Source organism: Mycolicibacterium celeriflavum, assembly GCF_010731795.1.
Taxonomy (GTDB): domain Bacteria; phylum Actinomycetota; class Actinomycetes; order Mycobacteriales; family Mycobacteriaceae; genus Mycobacterium; species Mycobacterium celeriflavum.
Window position 1 is genome coordinate 4,782,755 of the sequence record NZ_AP022591.1, and the last position, 25,322, is coordinate 4,808,076.

The 25,322-nt window shown below is 66.8% G+C and carries 23 protein-coding genes and 1 tRNA gene; 19 read left to right on the top strand and 5 right to left on the bottom strand.

All coding sequences use genetic code 11. From position 1 onward, the window contains the following. Position 1: 1 nt before the first annotated feature. From G6N18_RS23005 to G6N18_RS23015, 3 genes are all read right to left on the bottom strand, one after another. Positions 2-1,579: a GTPase gene (locus G6N18_RS23005; protein ID WP_083005662.1), complete on the bottom strand. Its 1,578-nt coding sequence runs from the start codon at positions 1,577-1,579 to the stop codon at positions 2-4. Then, the gene (locus G6N18_RS23010; RefSeq protein WP_083005660.1) at positions 1,576-3,243 is read right to left on the bottom strand and encodes a GTPase family protein; all 1,668 of its coding nucleotides are present in this window, start codon (positions 3,241-3,243) and stop codon (positions 1,576-1,578) included. Before G6N18_RS23010 ends, G6N18_RS23005 begins: the two co-directional genes overlap by 4 nt. A 101-nt stretch (positions 3,244-3,344) precedes the next feature. Continuing rightward, positions 3,345-3,417, bottom strand: a tRNA-Arg gene (locus G6N18_RS23015). Positions 3,418-3,517: 100 nt separating this feature from the next. Here G6N18_RS23015 and argS point away from each other — a divergent pair. The 6 genes from argS (at position 3,518) to rho (ending at position 12,157) form a co-directional block, all read left to right on the top strand. Continuing rightward, complete coding sequence (gene argS / locus G6N18_RS23020) at positions 3,518-5,170, top strand: arginine--tRNA ligase (protein WP_083005658.1); 1,653 nt, start codon at positions 3,518-3,520, stop codon at positions 5,168-5,170. Beyond that, positions 5,167-6,585, top strand: coding sequence for a diaminopimelate decarboxylase (gene lysA, locus G6N18_RS23025; protein ID WP_083005656.1), 1,419 nt, complete (start codon positions 5,167-5,169; stop codon positions 6,583-6,585). Before argS ends, lysA begins: the two co-directional genes overlap by 4 nt. A gap of 2 nt (positions 6,586-6,587) precedes the next feature. After that, positions 6,588-7,913 carry a homoserine dehydrogenase gene (locus G6N18_RS23030; protein WP_067224915.1) on the top strand — a complete coding sequence of 442 codons (1,326 nt, stop codon included), beginning with the start codon at positions 6,588-6,590 and terminating at the stop codon, positions 7,911-7,913. Further along, positions 7,910-8,995 carry a threonine synthase gene (gene thrC, locus G6N18_RS23035; protein WP_067224914.1) on the top strand — a complete coding sequence of 362 codons (1,086 nt, stop codon included), beginning with the start codon at positions 7,910-7,912 and terminating at the stop codon, positions 8,993-8,995. Before G6N18_RS23030 ends, thrC begins: the two co-directional genes overlap by 4 nt. A 3-nt stretch (positions 8,996-8,998) precedes the next feature. After that, entirely contained in the window at positions 8,999-9,943 is a 945-nt protein-coding gene (gene thrB / locus G6N18_RS23040) for a homoserine kinase (RefSeq protein WP_067224913.1), read from the top strand. Positions 9,944-10,240: 297 nt separating this feature from the next. After that, positions 10,241-12,157 (top strand): transcription termination factor Rho, encoded by a 1,917-nt coding sequence (rho, locus tag G6N18_RS23045; protein WP_083005653.1) that lies wholly within the window; start codon positions 10,241-10,243, stop codon positions 12,155-12,157. A gap of 58 nt (positions 12,158-12,215) precedes the next feature. On the opposite strand, the gene G6N18_RS23050 is transcribed toward rho, so the two are convergent. Continuing rightward, positions 12,216-12,665: a MarR family winged helix-turn-helix transcriptional regulator gene (locus G6N18_RS23050; protein WP_067224911.1), complete on the bottom strand. Its 450-nt coding sequence runs from the start codon at positions 12,663-12,665 to the stop codon at positions 12,216-12,218. Between the two features lie 66 nt (positions 12,666-12,731). On the opposite strand from G6N18_RS23050, the gene G6N18_RS23055 reads away from it, so the two are divergent. After that, a complete protein-coding gene (locus G6N18_RS23055; protein ID WP_083005650.1) occupies positions 12,732-13,340 on the top strand; it encodes a maleylpyruvate isomerase family mycothiol-dependent enzyme in 609 nt (202 codons plus the stop codon). A 10-nt stretch (positions 13,341-13,350) separates the two neighbouring features. On the opposite strand, the gene G6N18_RS23060 is transcribed toward G6N18_RS23055, so the two are convergent. Then, the gene (locus G6N18_RS23060; protein WP_083005647.1) at positions 13,351-13,956 is read right to left on the bottom strand and encodes a TetR/AcrR family transcriptional regulator; all 606 of its coding nucleotides are present in this window, start codon (positions 13,954-13,956) and stop codon (positions 13,351-13,353) included. Between the two features lie 100 nt (positions 13,957-14,056). Here G6N18_RS23060 and fadD1 point away from each other — a divergent pair, with 100 nt between their 5' ends. From fadD1 to atpA, 12 genes are all read left to right on the top strand, one after another. Next, a complete protein-coding gene (fadD1, locus tag G6N18_RS23065; protein ID WP_083005643.1) occupies positions 14,057-15,631 on the top strand; it encodes a fatty-acid--CoA ligase FadD1 in 1,575 nt (524 codons plus the stop codon). A 142-nt stretch (positions 15,632-15,773) separates the two neighbouring features. Further along, positions 15,774-16,040, top strand: coding sequence for a 50S ribosomal protein L31 (rpmE, locus tag G6N18_RS23070; RefSeq protein WP_067224907.1), 267 nt, complete (start codon positions 15,774-15,776; stop codon positions 16,038-16,040). Positions 16,041-16,127: 87 nt separating this feature from the next. Continuing rightward, on the top strand, positions 16,128-17,201 hold the full coding sequence (prfA, locus tag G6N18_RS23075; protein WP_083005640.1) for a peptide chain release factor 1: 1,074 nt from the start codon (positions 16,128-16,130) through the stop codon (positions 17,199-17,201). Further along, a complete protein-coding gene (gene prmC, locus G6N18_RS23080) occupies positions 17,198-18,061 on the top strand; it encodes a peptide chain release factor N(5)-glutamine methyltransferase (RefSeq protein ID WP_083005637.1) in 864 nt (287 codons plus the stop codon). The genes prfA and prmC overlap by 4 nt, the downstream gene beginning before the upstream one ends. Positions 18,062-18,104: 43 nt before the next feature. After that, entirely contained in the window at positions 18,105-18,758 is a 654-nt protein-coding gene (locus G6N18_RS23085; RefSeq protein ID WP_083005633.1) for an L-threonylcarbamoyladenylate synthase, read from the top strand. Positions 18,759-18,769: 11 nt separating this feature from the next. After that, positions 18,770-19,978 (top strand): glycosyltransferase family 4 protein, encoded by a 1,209-nt coding sequence (locus tag G6N18_RS23090; RefSeq protein ID WP_067224937.1) that lies wholly within the window; start codon positions 18,770-18,772, stop codon positions 19,976-19,978. A gap of 236 nt (positions 19,979-20,214) precedes the next feature. Beyond that, a complete protein-coding gene (locus G6N18_RS23095) occupies positions 20,215-20,655 on the top strand; it encodes an ATP synthase subunit I (RefSeq protein WP_083005630.1) in 441 nt (146 codons plus the stop codon). Then, on the top strand, positions 20,652-21,440 hold the full coding sequence (atpB, locus tag G6N18_RS23100; RefSeq protein WP_067224902.1) for a F0F1 ATP synthase subunit A: 789 nt from the start codon (positions 20,652-20,654) through the stop codon (positions 21,438-21,440). The genes G6N18_RS23095 and atpB overlap by 4 nt, the downstream gene beginning before the upstream one ends. 64 nt (positions 21,441-21,504) lie before the next feature. After that, positions 21,505-21,753, top strand: a complete 249-nt coding sequence (locus G6N18_RS23105) for a F0F1 ATP synthase subunit C (RefSeq protein WP_059100228.1) — start codon at positions 21,505-21,507, stop codon at positions 21,751-21,753. A gap of 8 nt (positions 21,754-21,761) precedes the next feature. Next, positions 21,762-22,280, top strand: a complete 519-nt coding sequence (locus tag G6N18_RS23110; RefSeq protein ID WP_067224936.1) for a F0F1 ATP synthase subunit B — start codon at positions 21,762-21,764, stop codon at positions 22,278-22,280. Positions 22,281-22,284: 4 nt separating this feature from the next. Beyond that, positions 22,285-23,616 (top strand): F0F1 ATP synthase subunit B/delta, encoded by a 1,332-nt coding sequence (locus G6N18_RS23115; RefSeq protein WP_083005627.1) that lies wholly within the window; start codon positions 22,285-22,287, stop codon positions 23,614-23,616. 48 nt (positions 23,617-23,664) lie between these two features. Further along, positions 23,665-25,311, top strand: a complete 1,647-nt coding sequence (atpA, locus tag G6N18_RS23120) for a F0F1 ATP synthase subunit alpha (protein WP_067224900.1) — start codon at positions 23,665-23,667, stop codon at positions 25,309-25,311. The last annotated feature ends 11 nt before the right edge of the window (positions 25,312-25,322 follow it).

Genomic DNA, 25,322 nt, shown 5'->3' on the forward strand with positions numbered 1-25,322 from the left:
ATCAGTGGCTCAGCCGGTGAACCGCGTCGGACAACTGCCCGTAGACCGACAGCTCCGCCCGGAGCGGTTCCAGAATGAATTCGTCCCCCACTGCGTCCACCCGGCGACGCAACTCGGAAGCTGCCCGCCGCCTGCGCCGCGCCGCGCCCACCGCGACGAAGGGTCTGATCACCAATCGCACCAACAACCCCAATGCCAGACCTCCGACAAGCAGCACAGTCGGCCAAGCGAAGGGCCCGAGCGAAGGCGCGTCGAGATCGATTTGCAAGTAAGCGAGCAGCGCGAGCAGCCCTAGCCATGCCCCGCCCACTACGGCGGCGCTGAGCAGGCCCCACTGAATTGCCGCGATAAAACTCCACCATCGGGGCGGGCGTGCCATTCCGAGGTCCGCGCCGCCGACCGCCCTGTCCAGGGCATCGGGCACGTCCGCGGCTCGCGACTTCGCCGTTTCGAGCAGCGTCCGGGGCCACGGTGTCGGCAGCCCGGCCGATGCGGTGTTGGCGAGCGCACGTACCGCGCTGTCTGCGGCCGCGCGCGACGCCGCAGAACCGGACGGCAGCGACGTGCGGCGGAGCACTTCCAGCTGTTCCACGGGCTGGCCCAAGCCCAAGCGACGCAAGGGATCACGCCGCAGTTTCCCGATCCAGCTCAGCGGCGGCCACCCGACCGCGGCCAGTGCCCGCCGCTCATATGCCTGACCGACGGCGCCGACCACTGCCGGCACGCCGGCGGCCGCAGCCAGCGCGGTCCCCAATTGTCGCTCCGCGTCGAGCAGTGCGGGCTCCGTTCGCCGCTGAGGAATCAACGGCGCGAGGCGAGCAGCCATCGAGTCCAGATCCGCACTGACCCGCGCAGTCCGCGCCCGGTGGACCGCCACGGTCGACACCAGGAATTCGCGCAGCGGCGCCGCACCCTCCGGCGTAACCGCCGACGTCGATAGCGTCGGCACGCCGGCCAGGCCGTCGTCAGCGAGCAGGCGGTCGAGATCACGCATGCAGGCGGCCAGCTCGTCATCGCTCAGCCGGTCGGACTGGTTGAGGACCACGACCATGACGTCGCGGTGCGCCGCCAAAGGCCGCAGATACGTGTCGTGCAGCAGCGCGTCGGCGTATTTCTGCGGGTCGAGCACCCAAGCGAACGCGTCGACGAGACGAACCAACCGATCCACCTCGGCTCGGTGGGACGACTCGACGGAGTCGTGGTCGGGAAGGTCGAGCAACACCAGCCCGGACAACCCGGGAGCGGACGCGCCGCCGTGTCGGCGATTGCCGATTTCCAGCCAATCCAGCAGTTCTTGGGCGCCGTCGGGTCCGAAAACAACGGCCTGGGTGGCCGACGTCGTCGGACGCCGGACACCGACCGTGGCCAATTGCGCCCCAGTGATGGCGTTGAACAGAGAGGATTTTCCGCTGCCCGTTGCTCCGGCCAGTGCGACCACGGTGTACTCCCCGGACAGGCGCAGCCTGGCTCCCGCCCGCTGGTCGAGGCGGTGCAGGTCGTCGAGCACCTCCTCGGGCAGCCGACCCGCGCCGAGGCTGACCACCGACGACAGCGCCGCCAATCGGTCGGTGAGCGTCACGTCAGCACCGCCGCAACCCGATCGGCTGCACGTCGCAGCTCGTCACCGGACACCATCGGCGACGCCGAATCCAGCACATGGCGATACCGGTCTGCGTCGCGGGCCAACAATGTGCCCGCTCGGGCCAATAGGTCGTCCCTGGCTTGCCGAGCCAATCCGCGGACCGCCTGCTCTCCGAAGATCGCCTCCAGCACCTTCTGGCTGGCCACCGACGTACCTCCGGCAATCCCCACCTCCGCGCCGGTCAGCCCGCCCGTCTGACTGAACACGGCGAGCATCACCACCAGCCCGGCACCGTTGACTCCGTACGAGGCCAATCGGGCGCTGGACCGCTTCGACGCGCCTTCCGTTCGGACGAGTCCCAGCACGAAGTCCTCCCAGTCGCGGACCAGCCGCTCGACCGCCTCTGCCAGCCCCGGGGCAGGTCGCGCCAGCTCGTCGGTCAGCAGCCGTGCACCGGCCTCATGCCGAGCCCAGCAGCCGTACGACTGCTCCGCGGCGTCCTCCACCGCCGCCACAACGACGGCAGCGATGCCGGTCTCCAACGCCGATCCCAATTCCTCGACCGGCGTGGAGCGCCCAGTCACCGCGGCCACCATGCGATCTCGAATTCGGCCAACCCTCGACTCGAGCCTGCGAAGGAATTCGCCCGTCCCTACCACGTCCTGCCAGCGGGCCAGGACCTCGCCTCGGAGCAGAGCACCATCGCGGATGGCCGACTCCACCCGCTCCAGCGCGCCGTCGTGCGCGGACGAGACGCATGATTCCAACTGGCTGCGCACATCGGCCTGATCGTCGGCGGCCGCGGCCAACGTGTAGGTCCGCGGCGAAAGACTGTGCAGCGCTCCGTCCAACGTGTAGCGAACCACCGCAGCACGCTGCTCCGCGTCAGCGGTCAGGCCTGTCAGCCAGGAGCGGATGGGGGCGATCGCCTTGTCTTTCAACCGCCCATGACGCAGCGCCTGCTCCGCGATCACGAACAGCGGCGCGCCGCTCAATTCACCCGCTGCAAGCATGTCCGACAAGTGCCGGCTCACATCGTTCAGCGCTTCTGGAGGGCAGCGGTTGAGCACGATGGCGACAGCCGTGCCGCGATCACGTGCCGTGCGCAGCATCTGCCACGGCACCGCGTCGGCGTACCGGGCGGCGGTGGTCAGGAAGATCCACAGGTCAGCGGCGGCGAGCAGGGTGGCCGCCAGCTCGCGATTGGTGCTCACCACGCTGTCGATGTCGGGCGCGTCGAGCAGCGCGAGGCCGGGGCCGATGCCTGGATGCGGCGCCAGCCGCAGCCCATCCGGGCCTGAAGACCGGGGCAACTGGGGCAAGATCCGGTCGTTGGCGAACCACGGCAGGTCCGACGGGTGGCACACGACTACCGGGCCCCGGGTGGTGGGCCGCAATACTCCCGCGGCAGAGACCTCCGCCCCGACCAGCGAATTGATCAGTGTCGACTTGCCGGCTCCTGTCGACCCGCCGACCACCGCAAGGAGCGGGGCATCGATGCTCTGCAGCCGGGGGATCAGGTAGTCGGCCATCTGCCCAGTCAATTCACGGCGGTCCCGCTCGGCCGTCCACGACGACGGCGTCGGCAGCGGAAACGTAGTTCGCTCCAGCGCCGCAGCGAGACCGGTGACCGCGTCGACCAGCTCGCCATCGCCCGTCATCACTTCAGCCTGCCCGAGGCTGGCTCCGCCTGCCCATGACTTGGCCAACTGTGCCGATGTTGCCGACAACACGGCTCGGCTCACTGAAGAAATTTGCTTTGTGCCCCCGGCAGGATTCGAACCTGCGGCCTTCTGCTCCGGAGGCAGACGCTCTATCCCCTGAGCTACGGGGGCGCACGAGAGTCGGCGCCGATGGGCCTGCACAGCCTAACGCATTCGGGTCACCGGAAACGGATTCGGGGGCTGACCACCCAAGACCATAGGATGGACCCTCGTGACCCCCGCCGATCTGGCCGACCTGCTCAAGACCACCGCCGCCGCGGTGCTGGCCGAGCATGGACTCGACACGTCAGCGCTGCCGGAAACGGTCACCGTCGAACGTCCGCGCAATCCTGACCACGGTGACTACGCCACCAACCTCGCGCTTCAGGTCGGCAAGAAGGTCGGCGCCAACCCGCGGGAGCTGGCCGGCTGGCTGGCCACCGCGCTGGCCGAGCATGCCGGCATCGCTGCTGCCGACGTCGCGGGTCCCGGCTTCGTGAACCTGCGCCTCGAGGCGTCGGCGCAGAACGTCATCGTCACCGACGTTCTCGCGGCCGGGGCTGACTACGGCCACTCCGACGCGCTCAGCGGTCAGGACATCAACCTCGAGTTCGTCTCGGCCAACCCCACCGGCCCGATACACATCGGCGGCACCCGGTGGGCCGCGGTCGGCGACGCGCTCGGCAGGCTGCTGTCGACCCAGGGCGCCCGAGTAGTACGCGAGTACTACTTCAACGACCACGGCGCGCAGATCGACCGGTTCACCAACTCGCTGATCGCAGCGGCCAAGGGTGAACCGACTCCCGACGACGGCTATGCGGGCGACTACATCAAAGACATCGCCGCCGCTGTGCTCGCCAAGGAACCCGACGCGCTGAGCCTCTCCGAGAGCGAGATGCGTGAGACGTTCCGCGCCATCGGCGTCGACCTCATGTTCACCCACATCAAGCAGTCGTTGCACGACTTCGGCACCGACTTCGACGTCTATACGCACGAAGACTCGATGCACACGTCCGGACGCGTCGAGCAGGCCATCGCACGGCTCCGCGACGCGGGCAGCATCTACGAGAAGGACGACGCAATCTGGTTGCGTACCACCGACTTCGGTGACGACAAGGACCGCGTCGTCATCAAGCGCGACGGTGCGCCGGCCTACATCGCCGCGGACATCGCCTACTACCTCGACAAGCGCGAGCGCGGGTTCGACCTGTGCATCTACATGCTCGGCGCCGACCATCACGGCTACATCGCCCGGCTCAAGGCGGTCGCGGCTGCGCTGGGGGAGGACCCGGCCACGGTGGAGGTGCTCATCGGCCAGATGGTCAACCTGGTCCGCGACGGACAACCGGTCCGGATGAGCAAGCGGGCGGGCACGGTGATCACGCTCGACGACCTGGTCGAGGCCATCGGCGTCGACGCCGCCCGGTACTCGCTGATCCGGTCCTCGGTCGACAGCCCGATCGACATCGATCTCGAACTGTGGTCGTCGGCATCGAACGAGAACCCGGTCTACTACGTGCAATACGCGCATGCGCGGCTGTCCGCTCTGGCCCGCAATGCCGCCGAACTGGGCGTCGTGCCCGGCACCGCGAACCTGCAGCTGCTGAACCACGACAAGGAAGGCACGCTGATCCGCAACCTGGGGGAGTTCCCCCGGGTGCTAAGAACCGCTGCTTCCCTGCGGGAACCGCACCGCGTCTCGCGCTACCTCGAGGATCTGGCCGGTGACTACCACCGGTTCTACGACTCCTGCCGCGTGCTACCTCAAGGCGACGAGGCGCCGAACGAACTGCACGCCGCGCGCCTGGCACTGTGTCAGGCCACTCGCCAGGTGATCGCAAACGGGCTGGGTATCCTCGGCGTCTCGGCTCCGGAGCGCATGTGATCGCCCATCCCGCCGGTCCCCGGCATGCCGAAGAGGTACACCACGGCGGTGCTCCGCCACGCCCGCAGTCGCCTGCGGAGCTCCTGCTGCTGGCGCCGAATGTCTGGCCGCGCAGCACCGTTCGGGACGGCGCCGGTGTGGTGTCGATCGGCGGCGTGCCGGTCACCGACATCGCCGCGGAGTTCGGCACCCCGACGTTCGTGGTCGACGAGGACGACTTCCGCGCACGCTGCCGCGAGATCGCCGCCGCGTTCGGCGGCGGCGAGAACGTGCGTTACGCCGCCAAGGCATTCATGTGCACCGAGGTGGCCCGCTGGATCGCCGAGGAGGGCCTCTCGCTCGACGTGGCCAGCGGTGGCGAGATGGCCGTCGCCTTGAATGGCGGCTTCCCCGCCGCGCGAATCGCCTTGCACGGCAACAACAAATCGATTGGCGAGTTGACGGCTGCGGTCGAGGCTGGGATCGAGCACGTGGTGGTCGACTCGGTGACCGAGATCGAGCGGCTCGACGCGATCGCCGGTGCCGCCGCCGTCGTACAGGACGTCCTGATCCGTGTCACCGTCGGCGTCGAAGCCCACACCCACGAATTCATCTCCACCGCGCACGAAGACCAGAAGTTCGGGTTGTCACTGGCCAGCGGTGCGGCGATGGATGCCGTGCGGCGGGTCTTCGAAGCCGACCATCTGCGCCTCAAAGGCCTGCACAGCCACATCGGGTCACAGATCTTCGACGTCGCCGGTTTCGAGATCGCCGCGCACCGCGTGATCGGCCTGCTGCGTGACGTGGTCGCCGAGTTCGGCGTCGACAAGACAGCCCAGATGTCGATTGTCGACCTCGGTGGCGGACTGGGCATCTCGTACCTGCCCCAGGACGATCCGCCGCCGATCGCCGACCTCGCGGCCAAGCTCGAGGCGATCGTGCGCCACGAGTCGGCTGCCGTCGGTCTGCCCGCACCGCGGCTGGTGGTCGAGCCGGGCCGGGCCATCGCGGGCCCCGGTACGATCACGCTGTATGAGGTCGGCACCGTCAAAGATGTCGCCATCAGCCCGACCGCGCACCGCCGCTACGTCAGCGTGGACGGTGGAATGAGCGACAACATCCGGACATCGCTCTACGGTGCGGAATACGACGTCCGACTGGTCTCTCGGGTCACCGACGCTGCGCCGGCACTCGGCCGTGTCGTCGGAAAGCATTGCGAGAGCGGCGACATCGTGGTGCGGGATACCTGGGTGCCAGATGACATCGAGCCCGGCGACCTCTTGGGCGTCGCGGCGACCGGCGCATACTGCTATTCGATGTCGAGCCGTTACAACCTGATCGGTCGTCCCGCTGTGGTGGCCGTGCGCGACGGGCGGGCCCGCCTGATCTTGCGCCGGGAGACGGTCGACGATCTGCTGAGTCTGGAAGTGAGGTAACCATGACCGACCCCGACAAGCCCGTCGGCGTAGCGTTGCTCGGCCTGGGAAATGTCGGCAGCCAGGTGGCGCGCATCATCGAGGAGAGCGCCGACGACCTCGCCGCACGCATCGGCGCGCCATTGGTGCTTCGCGGCGTCGGCGTCCGCCGGGTGGCCGACGACCGGGGGGTCCCGGTCGACATGCTCACCGACAACGTCGAAGAACTCGTCTCCCGCGACGACGTCGACATCGTCGTCGAGTTGATGGGACCTGTCGAACCCGCGCGCAAGGCCATCCTGTCGGCTCTGGAGCAGGGCAAATCGGTGGTCACCGCCAACAAGGCGTTGATGGCGGTGTCCACCGGCGAATTGGCCCAGGCCGCCGAAACCGCCCGTGTGGACCTGTATTTCGAAGCCGCGGTGGCCGGTGCGATACCCGTCATCCGTCCGCTGACCCAGTCGCTGGCGGGGGACTCCGTGGTGCGCGTCGCGGGCATCGTCAACGGCACCACCAACTACATCCTTTCTGAGATGGACGGCACCGGCACCGATTACGCGAGTGCGCTGGCCGACGCGAGCGCCCTCGGTTACGCCGAGGCCGACCCGACTGCCGACGTCGAGGGATACGACGCCGCGGCCAAGGCCGCGATTCTCGCCTCGATCGCCTTCCACACCAGAGTCACCGCCGACGACGTCTACCGCGAAGGCATCACCAAGGTCAGCACCGACGACTTCGAATCCGCAAAAGCGCTCGGCTGCACCATCAAGCTACTGGCCATCTGCGAGCGGCTCACGGGCGACGAAGGACAACAACGGGTTTCGGCGCGGGTCTATCCGGCGCTGGTACCACTGGAACATCCGCTCGCCGCCGTCAACGGCGCCTTCAACGCGGTGGTGGTCGAAGCTGAAGCCGCCGGCCGACTGATGTTCTACGGCCAGGGAGCCGGCGGTGCGCCCACCGCCTCTGCGGTGATGGGCGATCTCGTGATGGCGGCCCGCAACCGGGTGCAGGGCGGCCGCGGGCCCCGCGAATCGAAGTACGCCAAGTTGCCGATCGCACCGATCGGCTTCATCCCGACCCGCTACTACGTGAACATGAACGTCGCCGATCGCGCCGGTGTGCTGTCCGCCGTGGCAGCCGAATTCGGCAAGCGGGACGTCAGTATCGCCGAGGTGCGCCAGGAGGGCATGGTGGACGAGGGCGGTCAGCGTTGTGGTGCACGCATCGTCGTGGTGACCCATCAGGCCACCGACGCGGCGCTGTCGGAGACCGTGGCGGCGTTGGCGGATCTCGATGTGGTGCAGAGCATCAACAGCGTGCTCCGCATGGAGGGAACCAGCGAATGAGTACCGTACCGTCGTCGGCAGTGCACCAGCCGTGGCCCGGCCTGATCGCCGCCTATCGCGATCGGTTGCCGATCGAAGACGGCTGGACGCCGATCACACTTCGCGAGGGCGGCACTCCGCTGCTGCCTGCGGCGCGGCTCTCCGAATACACCGGCTGCACAGTGCATCTGAAAGTCGAGGGCCTGAACCCCACCGGCTCGTTCAAGGACCGCGGCATGACCGTGGCGGTCACCGAAGCGGTGTCGCGCGGGCAGAAGGCGGTGTTGTGCGCATCGACGGGCAATACCTCGGCGTCGGCCGCGGCCTATGCGGCCAGGGCGGGTATCACCTGTGCTGTCCTGGTGCCGCAGGGCAAGATCGCGATGGGCAAGTTGGCGCAGGCGGTCATGCACGGCGCCAAGATCATCCAGGTCGATGGCAACTTCGACGACTGTCTTGAACTGGCGCGCAAGCTCACGGCCGACTTTCCGACGGTGTCGCTGGTCAACTCGGTCAACCCGTACCGCATCGAAGGACAGAAGACCGCGGCCTTCGAGATCGTCGACGCCCTGGGTGCCGCGCCCGACGTGCACTCACTTCCGGTCGGCAACGCGGGCAACATCACCGCCTACTGGAAGGGCTACACCGAATACCACCGCGACGGGATCTCGGACCGTCTTCCCCGCATGCTGGGGACGCAAGCCGCCGGTGCGGCGCCGCTCGTGCTCGGAGAACCGGTCAGCAGACCAGAGACCATCGCTACCGCGATCCGGATCGGTTCGCCCGCGTCGTGGGATACCGCCGTGGCGGCGCAGCAGCAATCCGGCGGTCGATTCCTGGCTGCCACCGACGACGAGATCCTCGCGGCCTACCACCTGGTCGCAGAGAGCGAGGGTGTGTTCGTCGAGCCCGCGTCGGCGGCCAGCATCGCCGGTCTGCTCAAGTCGATCGAGGACGGTTGGGTGGCCAAGGGTTCGACAGTCGTGTGCACGGTGACCGGGAACGGGCTCAAGGACCCGGACACCGCGTTGAAGGACATGCCGACGGTCATCGCGGTGCCCGTGGATCCTGTCGCCGTCGCCGAGCAGCTGGGGCTGGGTTAGCCGGTGACCCGTGTTCTGCCGCCCGCGCTGACGGCCACCTCCGTGGTGGCCGCCTCCAGTGCCAACCTCGGTCCGGGGTTCGACAGCCTCGGCCTCGCCTTGAGCCTGTACGACGAGATCGTCGTGGAGACAACTGATTCCGGCCTCACCGTCGAAGTCGAGGGCGAGGGCGCAGGCCATGTGCCGCTGGACGACACCCATCTGGTGGTGCGGGCCATCCGGCGCGGCTTGCAGGCGCTCGACATCAGCGTGTCCGGGATGGCGGTGTGGTGTCGCAACGACATTCCACATTCGCGCGGGCTGGGTTCATCCGCGGCGGCCGTGGTCGGCGGCCTGTCTGTCGTCAACGGCCTTGCGGTACAGGCTGGTTCGAGTCCGCTGGCGGAGCGGGATCTCATCCAGTTGGCCTCGGAATTCGAGGGCCATCCCGACAACGCTTCCGCGGCGGTGTTGGGCGGCGGCGTGGTGTCGTGGACCGACGCCGAGGAGCCTGCGCCGCACTTCGCGGCCGCGCCGATCCGCATTCACAGCGACATCCGGCTGTTCACCGCGATTCCGCCCGAGCGCTCGTCGACCGCCGAGACCCGCGTATTGCTGCCGGAGAAGGTCAGCCACACCGATGCGCGGTTCAACGTGAGCAGGGCGGCGTTGATGGTGGTAGCGCTCACCGAGCGGCCCGATCTTCTGATGTCGGCCACCGAGGATGTGCTGCACCAGCCGCAACGGGCGGGGGCGATGCCCGCCTCGGCGGAATACCTGCGCGTCTTGCGACGTTGTGGCGTGGCAGCGGTGTTGTCCGGGGCGGGGCCGTCGGTGCTCGCATTGAGCACGTCGTCGGAATTGCCTGTAGAAGCCCTGGAGTACGGCGCCGCGAACGGGTTCACCGTCAGCGAAATGCGCATCGGCGATGGCGTCCGATGGACGTCCGGAGCGGCAGTGCGACGCTGACGGTGCCACGCAGCAGGGATCACAGGAGCAACACGACGCACATGTCTTTCTTGCTTCCCGCAGAGATGCGGGATATTCTCGCTGTCGTCCGGCAATCGCAGAGTCTCTACCTGCGCCGACACTAGGACACCACTCATTTCCCTCTGGGGCTACTCGTGGATTGACGGTTCGCCGCACACCGGCGAAGCCCGGCCATCACCGTTGCAGGGGCAATGGTGGGGCCCATGCGTTCAGTGCATCAACTGATCGCACCGAACCCCCGCATGACTCGTTCTGCGAGGGAAAGAAAGGAAATCCGTGACTGAAACGGACCTCATCACGGCTGGGGGCAGCAGCGACAACGGTGAGCTGCCGAACACCGTGAGTTCAGACACCTCGACTTCTGCGGCAGCGGAGGCACCGAACGCCTCGCCTGGTGCGGAAACCGCGCCGACGGCAGACGTCGCATCCGGTAACCGTGCCAGCTCGCTGTCCACCATGGTGCTGCCCGAACTGCGCGCACTGGCCAAGGAGATCGGCGTCGAGGGCGCTTCCGGTATGCGTAAGGGCGAGTTGGTCGCCGCGATCCGCGAACGCCGCGGCGAGTCGAACGGCCGCGGCCGCGGACAGGGCTCCGAGAAGCCCGCCGGCTCAGAGACGCCCGCCGCAGAGGCGCCAGTCGCCGCAGAGGCGAAAACCGCCGAGGCGAAGACCGGCGAGACCGGTGACGCCGACTCGAACACCGACCAAGATCAGCCCCGACGCCGCGAGCGTCGCGGTGCTTCGCGGGGAACGGGCGCGCCCGGCGCCTCGGACGACCAGTCCGACGACGCCGGTCAGCAGGCCAAGACGGGCGGCGACGGCGGCCGGCAGAAGAACGAACAGACCAACAAGGCGGACACCAAGTCCACTGGCGATCAGCAGCAAGGCGATCAGCAGCAGGGCGGCCAGAACCGCGGCGGCAGCGCCGATGACGACGGCGAAGGCCGTGGTGGACGTCGGGGTCGCCGGTTCCGGGACCGCAGGCGCCGCGAGCGCGGTGGCGGCGAGGGCGGCGGCGACCGCGACACCGAACTGCGTGAGGACGACGTCGTTCAGCCCGTCGCGGGCATCCTCGACGTGCTCGACAACTACGCGTTCGTCCGCACGTCGGGATACCTCGCCGGGCCCAACGACGTGTACGTCTCCATGAACATGGTGCGCAAGAACGGGCTGCGCCGCGGTGACGCGGTGACCGGCGCCGTGCGGGTGCCCAAAGATGGCGAGCAGACCAACCAGCGGCAGAAGTTCAATCCGCTGGTCCGGCTCGACACGATCAACGGCAAGCCGGTCGAGGAAGCCAAGAAGCGGCCGGACTTCAACAAGCTCACCCCGCTCTATCCCAATCAGCGGCTGCGCTTGGAGACCACGCCCGAGCGGCTGACCACGCGCGTCATCGATCTGATCATGCCGATCGGGAAGGGGCAGCGCGCCCTGATCGTCTCGCCGCCGAAGGCCGGTAAGACCACGATCCTCCAGGACATCGCCAACGCGATCACGACGAACAACCCGGAATGCCACCTGATGGTGGTGCTCGTCGACGAGCGTCCGGAAGAGGTGACCGACATGCAGCGCTCGGTCAAAGGCGAGGTGATCGCCTCGACCTTCGACCGGCCGCCGTCCGATCACACCCAGGCCGCCGAGCTGGCGATCGAGCGGGCCAAGCGCCTCGTCGAGCAGGGTAAGGACGTCGTGGTGCTGCTGGACTCGATCACCCGACTGGGTCGCGCTTACAACAACGCGTCACCGGCTTCTGGCCGCATCCTGTCCGGTGGTGTGGACTCGACCGCGCTGTACCCGCCGAAGCGGTTCCTCGGTGCGGCGCGCAACATCGAAGAGGGTGGCTCGCTGACCATCGTCGCCACCGCCATGGTGGAGACCGGGTCGACCGGCGACACGGTGATCTTCGAGGAGTTCAAGGGCACCGGCAACGCCGAGCTCAAGCTCGACCGCAAGATCGCCGAGCGTCGCGTCTTCCCGGCCGTCGACGTCAACCCGTCCGGCACCCGCAAGGACGAGTTGCTGCTGTCGACCGATGAGTTCGCGGTCGTGCACAAGCTGCGCCGGGTGCTGTCCGGTCTGGACCCGCATCAGGCCATCGACCTGTTGATGAGCCAGCTGCGCAAGACCAAGAACAACTACGAGTTCCTGGTGCAGGTCTCCAAGACCGCGCCGGGCTCAGCGGACGCCGACTGAGTCAGCGATTTCGGTGTAGCTGGTAGCGCTGACCGCGACGAGTTACACCGAAACCACCTCACCGGTAGGGGTCGGTGATCTCTCGCAGCGCCGTGAGCGCTTCGCGCAGCTGCTGGAATTTGCGCTCACCGAGAAACGACCGCCACTCGTCCTCGACCTTGGCTATCTCGGCGCCTGCCGCCCGGCACACCGCCATGCCCTTGTCGCTCAGCGTGACGAGTCTGGCGCGCGCGTCGGTCGGGTCGGGCGTCCGCACCACATAGCCGGACCGCTCCAATTGCTCGAGCAGCGCTCCGGCGGTCTGCTTGGTCACCCGCGCCTGCTCGGCCAGGTCGGTCAGCCGCATTCCACTCGAATTCACGTGCCGCAGATCGAGGCGCTGCATGAGCCTCGACTGCGCCAGCGTGATGTCGTCGGCGCCCGCCGCGACCAATGCCTGCATGACGCGAGCCTCGGCAGCACGGTGGCCGATGAACATCAACGTCGCCGTGCTCACCCAGTCAGTCATCCCATTGATTTTAGTATGGTTCCCTGACTATATTGTCAGGAGACCTGACTAACCGAGGAGGCGGCGGTGGATTCGGATACCGTTTGGCGGCACATCGACGAGCAGCGCGCCAACCTTGCCGACCTGCTGGACGGTCTCGAGCCCCAGCAATGGTCGACACCGTCGCTGTGCGAGGGGTGGACCGTGCGGGAGGTGGCCGCGCACATCACCCATTCCCAATTGCCGAAGTCGAAGATGTTGCTCGAGCTGCTCCGGTCCGGCTTCCGGTTCAACACCATGGTTTACCGCGCCGCCCTACAGGACGAGAGATCGCCCGGTGAGCTCACCGCGGTCCTGCGCGGCATGCGGGGCTCACGTAAACGGCCGCCCGGCACCAGTGAGGTCGATCCCTTGATGGATGTGCTCGTCCACACTCAGGACATCGCGGTGCCCCTCGGGATCGACCGGCCCATGCCTGTCGACGCGGCGGTCGCGGCGGCAGAACGAGTATGGACGACGGGTTTTCCGTTCAGAGCGAAACGGCGCCTGCGCGGCGTGGAACTCGCGGCAATCGACGCCGATTTCCGCGTCGGTCAGGGACGGCTCGTCGAAGCGCCGATCCGCGACATCCTCATGGTGCTCGTCGGTCGCCCCACGGCGATTTCGGCGCGCATTCAGTCGCTCACCGGTCGTTAGGGCACCGAAATCACACAGCCGGGTCCGAACGCAACCCCGGCATGACGTAGCGGCGCAGGTGCCGCAACACCGCGTCGGCATCGCTGGGATCAAGCGTGTTGCCCGGTACCGTCGCCAGCGAGATCAACACGCGGGCAAGCCATTCCGACGCTTCGGCGATGTTGGTTTCGGGATGGATCTCGCCGCCTTCGCGCGCGGCCAGCAGGTATCGCGACCAGAATTCGGCGAGGTCGGGCACCAGGCCCTGCACGCCCGCGCCGGCGCAGGCGGCGAACTCCTCGGGCTCCTCGACCCGCAGCTTCATCAACAGCGCGCCCGGGTCGTCGTAGGCGGTGCGGCCATGGAGAACGCCCGCCGCGAGCTGTCGGTCCAGGCCCTCGACGCGCTCGAGCATCGCGTGCGACTCAGACCAGTAGGCGTCGTTCAAGCGCACGATCGCCGCGCCCAGCAACGACACCTTGTCGGGAAAATGGCGGTACAGCCAGCCGCGGGAAACGCCCGCCACCTCTGCCACCTCTGACACGGTGGTCGAGCGAATTCCCTTGGCGCGCAGACACGTTTCAGCCGCGTCGATCAGCCGATCGCGAACGTTCTTGGTGGCGGTGCCGCTCGTCACCAGCTGGACTCCTCGGTTAGTCTCGCCCTCGAGTGGACCGATCGGAGCATTGTGTCATGGTAGACACAATCGGAAATCTGTTCACGGTGAGAGGTGAGCCATGGCGGACACACTTCAGCAGCTGCTGAATGAGCGCGCCGACCGCGACACCGTTGCGGTGAGGTACGAAGGCCGCACGTGGACATACGGGCAGTACGTAGCCGGGGCGAAGACGCAGGCCGCCGCCCTGATCGGGGCCGCCAACCGAAGCCGTCCGCTGCATGTCGGCGTGCTCATGGGCAACACACCCGACATGCTGACCGCACTCGCGGCGGCCGCACTCGGCGGCTATGTCGTGTGCGGCATCAACACCACCCGCCGCGGAGAAGCACTGGCCCGCGACATCCTCAAGGTGGACTGCCAGTTCCTGGTCACCGACGCCGAACATCGCCCTCTGCTCGACGGCCTGGAACTGCCGGGCGTCACGGTGCTCGACACGTCCAGCGCCGGGTGGGCGGATTTCCTGGCCGGTGCGCCCGCGTTCGTCCCGCATCGGGAAGTAGCAGTCGACGACACGTTCATGATGATCTTCACCTCCGGCACCAGCGGTGACCCCAAGGCGGTTCAGGTCGCCCACATGATGCCGCTGTTCGCCGGCAACGCGCTGGTCGAGCGTTTCGAACTCACCGACCGGGACACCTGTTACCTCTCGATGCCGATGTTTCATTCCAACGCCGTCGTCGGTGGCTGGGCGCCCGCCCTGGTGGCCGGGGCCGCGATGGTGCCGGCCAAGTTTTCCGCGTCCGGCTTCCTGGCCGATATCCGCCGCTACGGCGTCACGTACATGAACTACGTCGGCAAGCCGCTGGCCTACGTGCTGGCCACGCCCGAGCAACCTGATGACCGCGACAATCCGCTGCGCGTCGCGTTCGGCAACGAGGCCACCGACCGCGACATCGAGGAGTTCAGCAGACGCTTCGGCGTCACGGTCGACGACGGATTCGGCTCGACCGAGAACGCCGTGATCATCACCCGTACCCCGGATACACCGAAAGGCTCGATCGGCCAAGGCTTCCCGGGTGTCGCGATCTACAACAGCGAGACGGTGACCGAGTGCCCGGTGGCCGAGTTCGACGAGAACGGTGCGCTGATCAACGCCGACGTCGCCGTGGGCGAACTGGTCAACACCGACGGCAGCGGCCTGTTCCGGGGCTACTACAACGACCGCGGCGCCACCGACGAGCGGATGCGCCACGGCATGTACTGGTCGGGTGACCTTGCCTACCGCGACGCCGACGGCTTCATCTATCTGGCAGGCCGCACGGCCGACTGGATGCGGGTCGATGGCGAGAACCTCGCGACCGCACCCATCGAGCGGATCCTGCTACGGCTACCGGCGGTCAACCGCGTCGCGGTCTACCCGGTGCCCGACGAAATCGTCGGCGACCAGGTGATGGCGGCCCTCGTGCTGCAGGACGACGCCGAACTCGCTCCGGAGACCTTCGAGGAGTTCCTGGCGGCTCAGCGCGATCTCTCGCCCAAAGCGTGGCCCCGCTATGTGTGGATCGCCGACGACCTGCCCAGCACCGCGACCAACAAGATCCTCAAGCGCGAGTTGATCGCGCGCGGAGCCGCGGCGGACGGTAGGACGCTGTGGCGGCGCGATGGCAGCAGGTTCGCCCCGATCCCCGGCTGAAGCGGAATACCCGCCGCTGCGCACGCGTTTAGGCACTTGGCGGTTGAGCTGGCATAATGGACCGCCGACCCTCGGTTCCCGGTTCACGCCCGTCACCTCCAGCACGGAGGGGCGACCCGGGGCCACGATCGAAGAGGAAACCATGAAATCGGGTATTCACCCTGACTACGTCGAGACCACCGTGCACTGCGGCTGTGGCAACACGTTCACCACGCGGAGCACCAAGCAGAGCGGACAGATCCATGTCGAGGTCTGCTCGCAGTGCCATCCCTTCTACACCGGCAAGCAGAAGATCCTCGACAGCGGCGGCCGCGTGGCCCGCTTCGAGAAGCGCTACGGCAAGCGCGCCGGGGCGAGCGCAGCGACGGGACAAAGCAAGGCGGCCGACAAGAGCGCAAGCGACAAATAGCTTTCCTTCCGACGCCCGATCTGCCGCTTCAGCGGCCAGGCCGGGCGTCGGTTTGCGTTCGCGGAAAGCCACGGAGAGGAGGTCGACATGACGGACACCGCGCCGAAGATCGATGCGCTGCTGGCCGAGCATGCCGACCTCGAACGGCAGCTCAGCGATCCGGGCCTGCATTCCGACGCCGGCCGGGCCCGCAAAGTGGGCAGGCGGTTCGCGCAGGTATCGCCGATCGTCGCGACATACCGCAAGCTGGAGACCGCCCGCGGTGACCTGGAAGCCGCCCGGGAGTTGGCGGCCGACGACCCGTCGTTCGCCGGCGAGGTCGACGAGCTGTCGGCCACGGTCGAGCAACTGGACTCCCATCTGACCGATCTCCTGGCGCCCCGTGACCCACACGACGCCGACGACATCGTGCTCGAGGTCAAGTCGGGGGAGGGCGGCGAAGAGTCCGCGTTGTTCGCCGCCGATCTGGCCAGGATGTACGTCCGCTACGCCGAGCGCCACGGCTGGAACGTCACCGTGCTCGACGAGACGTTCTCCGACCTCGGCGGCTACAAAGACGCCACGCTGTCCATCCGCAGCAAAGGCGATTCGGCCGACGGCGTGTGGTCGCGACTGAAGTTCGAAGGCGGCGTGCACCGCGTGCAGCGGGTCCCCGTGACGGAGTCGCAGGGCCGCGTGCACACCTCGGCGGCCGGCGTGCTCGTGTACCCGGAGCCCGAAGAGGTCGAGGAGGTGCAGATCGACGAGTCGGATCTGCGCATCGACGTCTACCGCTCCTCGGGCAAGGGCGGTCAGGGCGTCAACACCACCGACTCCGCCGTGCGCATCACCCACCTGCCCACCGGAATCGTCGTCACCTGTCAGAACGAGCGGTCGCAATTGCAGAACAAAGCCCGCGCGATGCAGGTGCTCGCTGCGCGCCTGCAGGCACTGGCCGAAGAACAGGCGCAGGCCGACGCGTCCGCCGACCGGGCCAGCCAGATCCGCACCGTCGACCGCAGCGAGCGCATCCGCACCTACAACTTTCCGGAGAACCGGATCGCCGATCACCGGATCAACTTCAAGGCGCACAACCTCGACCAGGTGCTCGACGGTGATCTCGACGACCTGTTCGACGCGCTGGCGGCCGCCGACAAGCGAGCGAGACTGCAGATAACATGACCCGGCTCAGCCAGCTGATCGACGCCGCGACGACGGCGCTGGCCGAGGCGGGTGTCGCAGCGCCGCGCGTCGACGCCGAACTGCTGGCCGCCCACGCCACGGGCACCGACCGGGGCCGCCTCGGGTTCGTTGAGGCCGGGCCCCACTTCGCCGCGCGGTACGACGAACTCATCGCCCGGCGCGCCCAACGGGTCCCGCTGCAGCACCTGGTCGGCACCGCGCCGTTCGGCCCGGTCGAGGTGCACGTCGGCCCGGGCGTGTTCATTCCGCGCCCGGAAACCGAGGCTCTGCTGGAATGGGCGCTGGCACAACGGTTTCCCAACCGCCCGCTGATCGTCGACCTGTGTACGGGCAGCGGTGCGCTGGCGCTCGCGTTGTCGAAGAACTGGCCCGATGCCCGCATCATCGCCGTGGACGACTCCGCACCGGCCCTCGAGTATGCGCGGCGAAACCTCGTCGACACAGGCGTCGAAATCGTCTGCGCCGACGTCACAGAACCCGGACTGCTGCCAGAACTCGAGGGTTCGGTCGACCTGCTCGTCGCCAACCCGCCATACATCCCCGACGGCGCCCCGCTGGAACCTGAAGTGGGCGAGCACGATCCGGCGCACGCGTTGTTCGGGGGACCCGATGGCATGCGGGTGATCGACGCGATCGCCGAACTCGGGTCGAGCTGGTTGCGCACCGGCGGCCTGTCCGCCGTCGAACACGACGACACGACGGCGGACCGGACCGTCGAGTGCTTCGAACGAACAGAGCGTTTCCACGACATCACCGCTCGGCGCGATCTCGCCGGGCGGCCACGGTTCGTGACGGCCCGAAGACGACAACGAGTGAGGATCGCAGCGAGGGACGAGTGAGGACCGGAGCGAGGAGGAGTCGAGGCATGAACCGGAGGATTTGATGACACAACTTTTCGACTGCTCCGACGCCGACCAGCGTGCGACCGGTGTCGCGTCGGCGATCAGCGCGCTGCGGAGCGGCCGTCTCGTGGTGTTGCCGACCGACACCGTCTACGGCATCGGCGCCGACGCGTTCGACAGCGAAGCCGTCGCCGCACTGCTGGCGGCCAAGGGCCGCGGCCGCGACATGCCGGTGCCGGTGCTCGTCGGCTCGTGGCACACGATCGACGGCCTGGTGTACAGCGTGCCGAACACCGCGCGCGAACTCATCCGTGCATTCTGGCCGGGTGCGCTGAGCCTGGTGGTGCGCCAGGCGCCGTCGCTGCAATGGGATCTCGGCGACGCGCACGGCACCGTGATGCTGCGCATGCCGTTGCATCCGGTGGCCATCGAACTGCTGCGCGAAGTCGGGCCGTTGGCTGTGTCGAGCGCGAACATCTCCGGCCGGCCCGCGGCTATCACAGCCGAAGATGCGCGCGGGCAACTCGGTGATCTCGTCGAGGTGTATCTCGATGCCGGGCCGTCCGAGCAGCAGGCGGCATCGACGATCGTCGACCTCACCGGTGCGCACCCGCGCGTGCTGCGCCAGGGTCCGGTCACCGTGGAGGCGATCGCGAACGTTCTCGACGTGGAACCCACGACTTTGACGGACTGATAGTGAGTTTCGTGCAGTACGGTTCACCGGTGGTCTACGCGACCGACACACTGCTGGCACTCGACGATCTCGGTGCGGGCGTACCGATCCGGGAGCTCGCACTGGTCGGGCTGACCGCCGCGATCATCACGTACTTCGCCACTGGGTGGGTCAGGGTGATGGCGCGCCGGCTCGGCGCGGTGGCCTATCCCCGCGATCGCGACGTCCATCACGAGCCGACGCCGCGAATGGGCGGATTGGCAATGTACGTAGGTGTCGCGGCCGCCGTCCTCCTGGCGTCGCAGCTGCCGGCGCTGACGCGCGGTTTCGTCTATTCGTCGGGGATGCCGGCAGTGGTCGTCGCGGGTGGCTTGATCATGGTCGTCGGCCTGATCGACGACCGCTGGGGCCTGGACGCGTTGACCAAGTTCGCCGGGCAGATCACCGCGGCCAGCGTGCTCGTCACGATGGGGGTGGCCTGGAGTGTCCTCTACATCCCAGTCGGCGGCGTGGGCACCATCGTGCTCGACCAGGTGTCGTCGATCCTGCTGACGTTGGCGTTGACGGTCGCGATCGTCAACGCGATGAACTTCGTCGACGGTCTCGACGGGCTCGCCGCCGGACTGGGGCTGATCACCGCATCGGCGATCTGCATCTTCTCCGTCGGATTGCTGCGCGACCACGGCGGAGACGTGTTGTTCTACCCGCCCGCGGTCATCTCGGTGGTGCTCGCCGGGGCGTGTCTGGGCTTTCTGCCGCACAACTTCCATCCCGCCAAGATCTTCATGGGCGACTCCGGGTCGATGCTCATCGGCCTGATGCTCGCCGCGGCCTCGACCACCGCGGCCGGACCGATCTCGCAGACGGCGTACGGCGTGCGCGACGTGTTCGCGTTGCTGTCGCCGTTCCTGCTCGTGGTCGCGGTCATGTTCGTGCCTGCACTGGACATGCTGTTGGCCATCATCCGGCGCACCCGCGCGGGTCTGAGTCCCTTCAGCCCGGACAAGATGCATCTGCATCACCGGTTGCTGGAGATCGGGCACTCGCACCGTCGGGTGGTGTTGCTGATCTATCTGTGGGTGGGCATCGTCGCGCTCGGCGCCGCCAGCACGATTTTCTTCGACCCGCGCTACAGCGGGGCGGTCATGCTGGGGGCGATTCTGGTCGCCGTCGTCGCGACGCTGATCCCCCTTCTGGGCCGCCGAAACGGCGAGTTCGAGGAAATGTACGACGAAAAGTAGTAGACCCCCTTTTATGCCTCCCACCATGTGTTAGGGTGCAATCAGAACCCGAAAAAACCTCGCGGGTTGCCGGCCTCCGAGTCGTCGGTGCAGAACCGATCGACACGGAACAACGACCGACAAAGGGAGCTGCCCCGTGGGTGATTCTGGCGAGCCAACCGCCCTCCGATACGCTCAGGGCGCCACGCACGCACATCATCGGGGCAGCCACCGTGACCGCGGATTGAGGTGAAGTAGTGACGACGCCAGCGCAAGACGCGCCGTTGGTGTTCCCCTCCGTTGCCTTTCGGCCATTGCGCCTGCTTGCGATCTGCGCGGTGTTCGCCGGACTGGTGACTGCAGCCGCCGCTCTGCTCGGCCATCCCATGATCGGCGTGTTCTTCGGCATCGGGCTCGGATTGGGTTTGCTCAACGCCGTTCTGGTGCAGCGCTCGGTGGATTCGATCACCGCAGAGGCGCACCCGCTCAAGCGCAAGATGGCGCTGAACTCCGCCACCCGGCTGCTGATCATGACGGTAGTCGGGTTGACCATCGCGTTCGTCTTCCGGCCGCAGGGCTTGGGCGTGGTGTTTGGGATGGCGCTCTTCCAGGTATTGCTTGTTGTTTCCACCGCGCTGCCTGTGATGAAGAAGCTCAAGGAAGGCCCAGCTGATGAGATCGAAGGGGCGCAGCAATGACGGGACTTGATGTCGTCGGCCAAGCGGGACAAACCACGATCCTCGCCGCCGAATCCGGCATCCAGGTCGGCCACCACACGGAGGCCCACTGGTTCGGGCTGACGGTGAACACCGACACGGTGCTGGCGACGGCGATCGCGGCGGTGATCGTCCTCGGGCTGGCCTTCTACCTGCGCGCGAAGGTCACCTCGACCGGTGTGCCCAGCGGCGTGCAACTGTTCTGGGAAGCGATCACCGTTCAGACGCGCAACCAGGTCGAGGCCGCGATCGGGATGAAGATCGCGCCGTTCGTGCTGCCGCTGGCGGTGACGCTGTTCGTCTTCATTCTGGTGGCGAACTGGCTCTCGGTGTTCCCGTGGCAGTACACCGATTCCAGCGGCGCGATCCACGAGGTGCTCAAACCGCCGGCATCGGACATCAACTTCGTGCTCGCGCTCGCGTTGTTCGTATTCATCTGCTACCACGCGGCCGGCTTCTGGCGCCGCGGCCCGCTGGGCCACCCGTGGCGGGTGCTCAAGGGCCACGTCGCGATCCTTGCGCCCATCAACCTCGTCGAGGAGCTCGCGAAGCCGATCTCGTTGTCGCTGCGACTCTTCGGCAACATCTTCGCCGGCGGCATCCTGGTGGCGCTGATCGCATTGTTCCCGCCGTACATCATGTGGCTGCCGAACGCGATCTGGAAGAGCTTCGACCTGTTCGTCGGCGCGATCCAGGCGTTCATCTTCGCGCTGCTGACGATCTTGTACTTCAGCCAGTCGATGGAGCTCGATGAGCATCATGACTAGCCGCCCCACCCAGCAGGACCCACAGCCTGGTAGCGCAGCTACCAGTTATCAAGGAGGATAAGGAATGGATCCCACTATCGCTGCCGGCGCGCTCATCGGCGGTGGACTGATCATGGCCGGCGGCGCAATCGGCGCCGGTATCGGTGACGGCATCGCGGGTAACGCGCTGATCGCCGGCATCGCTCGCCAGCCCGAAGCTCAAGGCCGACTGTTCACTCCGTTCTTCATCACGGTGGGTCTGGTCGAGGCGGCGTACTTCATCAACCTGGCGTTCATGGCGCTGTTCGTGTTCGCCACGCCGGTCGGGGGTTAATGCCGGCCATGGCTGACTCGAACGTCGTTCTGTTGGCGGCAGAGGGAGGCGGACAGAGCAACTTCCTCATCCCCAACGGCACCTTCTTCTTCGTGCTGCTCATCTTCCTGATCGTGCTCGGCGTGATCGCGAAGTGGGTTGTGCCACCGATCTCCAAGGTGCTGCGCGAGCGCGAAGCCATGGTGCAGAAGACGATTGAGGACAATCGGCGGGCAGCCCAACTGCGGGCTGCCGCCGAGGCCGACTACCGCGAGGTGATGGCGACCGCGCGCCGCGATGCGACGAACGTTCGCGAGGAAGCCCGCGCCGAGGGACGCAAGATCGTCGACGAGGCGCGAACCCGTGCCAACGCGGAAGTATCGGGTCTGCTCCAGCAGGCCAACGAGGAACTCACAAGACAGTCCCTGGCGGTGACGACCGACCTCCAAGCATCGGTCGAAACCCTGGCGGCGAACCTGGCGAGCCGCGTGCTCGGCGTCGACGTGACGACTCGTACTGTGCCGGTCTCGACGAGTCAGGGGCGGTAGTCGCATGTCGACATTCATCGGACAGCTGATCGGTTTCGCGGTCATCGTGTTCCTGGTGTGGCGGTTCGTCGTGCCGCTGGTGCGGCGCATGATGACCAACCAGAAGGACACCGTTCGTCGGCAACTCGAGGAGCATGCCGAGGCCGAGAAGAAGGTTGCCGACGCCGACACGGAGCACGCAAGAGCGTTGGAAGAGGCCAAAGCCGAAGCGGCGGCGGTGATCGAAGAGGCCCGCCATGATGCCGAACGGATCGCAGAACAGCTTCGGGCCCAGGCCGACCTGGAGTTGGAGCGGATCAAAATCCAGGGAGCGCAACAGGTTCAACTGCTGCGCCAGCAGCTTGTACGCGAGCTACGGCAGGGCCTCGGTACGGAATCGGTGCAGCGGGCCGGCGACATCGTGCGCGACTTCGTGTCCGACCCTTCCGAGCTGTCGGCGACCGTTGACCGCTTCCTCGCCGATCTCGACGAAATGGCCCCGTCGACGACGACGTTCTCAGATGCTGCCACTGCGAAACTCCGTGCTGCCAGCCGTGAGTCGCTGTCCCAGGTGGTCGAACGGTTCGACGGAGTCGTTTCCGGTCTCGACGCCGACGCGCTGACGAAGTTGGCGAACGATCTGGCGTCCTGCGCGAAGCTGTTGCGTCGCGAGGCCGTACTCGCTCGGCATCTTGCTGACCCGTCGAGCGATGCCAGCCCCAAAGTTCAGGTCATCGAGCGTTTGCTCTCCGGAAAAGTTTCCGACTCCGCGTTGGAAATCCTCAAAACCGCTGTGTCGCAGCGCTGGTCGTCGACGGGCGATCTGATCCACGGCCTCCAGCACGCCGCCAGGTTGGCGTTGCTGGTGCGCGCTGAGACAGACGGTCAGATCGAGGATGTGGAAGATCAGCTGTTCAGGTTCAGTCGCATCCTCGATTCAGAGCCGCGTCTGATAACACTGCTCAGCGAGTACACCGCACCCCTGGATGGCCGAATCGGCTTGTTGAACAACGTGCTCGGGCGCCAAGCGAACAAGAACACCGCGGATCTGCTTCGCCAGACGCTCGACCTGCTGCACGGCGATCGCGCCGACGAGGCCGTTCGCGAACTGGCGAATCTGGCCGTTTCACGCCGCGGCGAAATCGTCGCGCACGTTCGTGCGGCCGCTGAGCTCAGCGATGCCCAGAGTGATCGGCTCACCGAACTGCTCACCCGTATCTATGACCGTCCCGTGTCGCTTCAGCTGGCCGTGGATCCCGCGTTGCTCGGCGGCTTGACCATCGCCGTGGGCGACGAGGTGATCGACGGTTCGCTGGCGTCGAAGCTGGCGGCGGCCGAGACGCACCTACCCGACTGACCTGACGACACCCAAAGACCGACACACGAAGTAGGAAGACAGAACACCATGGCAGAGTTGACGATCTCGGCGGATGAGATCCAGGGCGCGATCGAGGAGTATGTCGCCGGCTTCGAGGCGGACACCGAGCGGGAAGAGATCGGCACCGTCATCGACGCAGGCGACGGTATCGCCCACGTCGAGGGTCTCCCGTCGGTCATGACTCAGGAGCTGTTGGAGTTCCCCGGCGGTGTCCTCGGCGTCGCGCTGAACCTCGACGAGCACAGCATCGGTGCGGTCATCCTCGGCGACTTCGAGAAAATCGAAGAGGGCCAACAGGTCAAGCGCACCGGCGAGGTCCTCTCGGTGCCGGTGGGCGACGGCTTCCTCGGCCGCGTGGTCAATCCGCTGGGCCAGCCGATCGACGGCCGGGGTGAGGTCGAGACCACCGAACGCCGTGCCCTCGAACTCCAGGCGCCCTCTGTCGTGCAGCGCCAAGGCGTCAGTGAGCCGTTGCAGACCGGCATCAAGGCCATCGACTCGCAGACCCCCATCGGTCGCGGCCAGCGTCAGCTGATCATCGGCGACCGCAAGACCGGTAAGACCGCGGTATGTGTGGACACCATCCTCAACCAGCGGCAGAACTGGGAGACCGGCGACCCCGACCTGCAGGTCCGCTGCGTGTACGTGGCGATCGGGCAGAAGGGCACCACGATCGCCAGCGTGCGCCAGACCCTCGAAGAGGGTGGTGCGATGGACTACACCACGATCGTCGCCGCGCCGGCATCCGACTCCGCCGGCTTCAAATGGCTTGCGCCGTACACCGGTTCGTCGATCGCCCAGCACTGGATGTACGACGGCAAGCACGTGCTGATCGTTTTCGACGACCTGACCAAGCAGGCCGAGGCCTACCGTGCCATCTCGCTGCTGCTGCGCCGGCCGCCCGGTCGCGAGGCCTACCCCGGTGACGTGTTCTATCTGCACTCGCGGTTGCTGGAGCGGTGCGCGAAGCTGTCCGACGAGCTTGGCGGTGGCTCACTGACCGGTCTGCCGATCATCGAGACCAAGGCCAACGACATTTCGGCCTACATCCCGACCAACGTCATCTCGATCACCGACGGCCAGTGCTTCTTGGAGACCGACCTGTTCAACCAGGGTGTGCGACCGGCGATCAACGTCGGCGTCTCGGTGTCGCGTGTCGGTGGCGCCGCACAGATCAAGGCGATGAAAGAGGTAGCAGGAAGTCTCCGTCTCGATCTCTCGCAGTACCGTGAACTCGAATCGTTCGCGGCGTTTGCCTCTGATCTCGACGAAACGTCGAAGGCGCAGCTGGACCGCGGCGCCCGGCTCGTCGAGTTGCTCAAGCAGCCGCAGAACAGCCCGATGCCGGTCGAGGAACAGGTCGTCGCGATCTTCCTGGGCACCCGAGGCCACCTGGATTCGGTTCCCGTCGAAGACGTTCAGAAGTTCGAGCGTGAATTCCTCGAGCACGTGAAGGGCTCACAGGAGGGAATCCTCAAGGAGATCCGGGAGAGCAAGAAGCTCTCCGAGGAGCTTGAGGAGAAGCTCGAAAAAGTCGTCAACGACTTCAAGAAGGGCTTCGACACCACTGACGGCAGCTCGGTCGTGCCCGACGAACATGTCGATGCAATGGATGAAGAAGACGTCGAGAAGGAATCGGTGAAGGTCCGTAAGCCCGCACCGAAGAAGAAGTAAGGCCTGGGAAA

What these genes read in the sequence shown, in the direction of transcription:
- G6N18_RS23010 (WP_083005660.1), bottom strand. Translation starts at nt 3,243, where the DNA reads ATGACGGGCGATGGCGAGCTGGTCGACGCGGTCACCGGTCTCGCTGCG.
- G6N18_RS23030 (WP_067224915.1), top strand. Translation starts at nt 6,588, where the DNA reads ATGACCGACCCCGACAAGCCCGTCGGCGTAGCGTTGCTCGGCCTGGGA.
- thrC (WP_067224914.1), top strand. Translation starts at nt 7,910, where the DNA reads ATGAGTACCGTACCGTCGTCGGCAGTGCACCAGCCGTGGCCCGGCCTG.
- G6N18_RS23050 (WP_067224911.1), bottom strand. Translation starts at nt 12,665, where the DNA reads ATGACTGACTGGGTGAGCACGGCGACGTTGATGTTCATCGGCCACCGT.
- fadD1 (WP_083005643.1), top strand. Translation starts at nt 14,057, where the DNA reads ATGGCGGACACACTTCAGCAGCTGCTGAATGAGCGCGCCGACCGCGAC.
- rpmE (WP_067224907.1), top strand. Translation starts at nt 15,774, where the DNA reads ATGAAATCGGGTATTCACCCTGACTACGTCGAGACCACCGTGCACTGC.
- prfA (WP_083005640.1), top strand. Translation starts at nt 16,128, where the DNA reads ATGACGGACACCGCGCCGAAGATCGATGCGCTGCTGGCCGAGCATGCC.
- prmC (WP_083005637.1), top strand. Translation starts at nt 17,198, where the DNA reads ATGACCCGGCTCAGCCAGCTGATCGACGCCGCGACGACGGCGCTGGCC.
- G6N18_RS23085 (WP_083005633.1), top strand. Translation starts at nt 18,105, where the DNA reads ATGACACAACTTTTCGACTGCTCCGACGCCGACCAGCGTGCGACCGGT.
- atpB (WP_067224902.1), top strand. Translation starts at nt 20,652, where the DNA reads ATGACGGGACTTGATGTCGTCGGCCAAGCGGGACAAACCACGATCCTC.
- G6N18_RS23105 (WP_059100228.1), top strand. Translation starts at nt 21,505, where the DNA reads ATGGATCCCACTATCGCTGCCGGCGCGCTCATCGGCGGTGGACTGATC.
- G6N18_RS23110 (WP_067224936.1), top strand. Translation starts at nt 21,762, where the DNA reads ATGGCTGACTCGAACGTCGTTCTGTTGGCGGCAGAGGGAGGCGGACAG.
- G6N18_RS23115 (WP_083005627.1), top strand. Translation starts at nt 22,285, where the DNA reads ATGTCGACATTCATCGGACAGCTGATCGGTTTCGCGGTCATCGTGTTC.
- atpA (WP_067224900.1), top strand. Translation starts at nt 23,665, where the DNA reads ATGGCAGAGTTGACGATCTCGGCGGATGAGATCCAGGGCGCGATCGAG.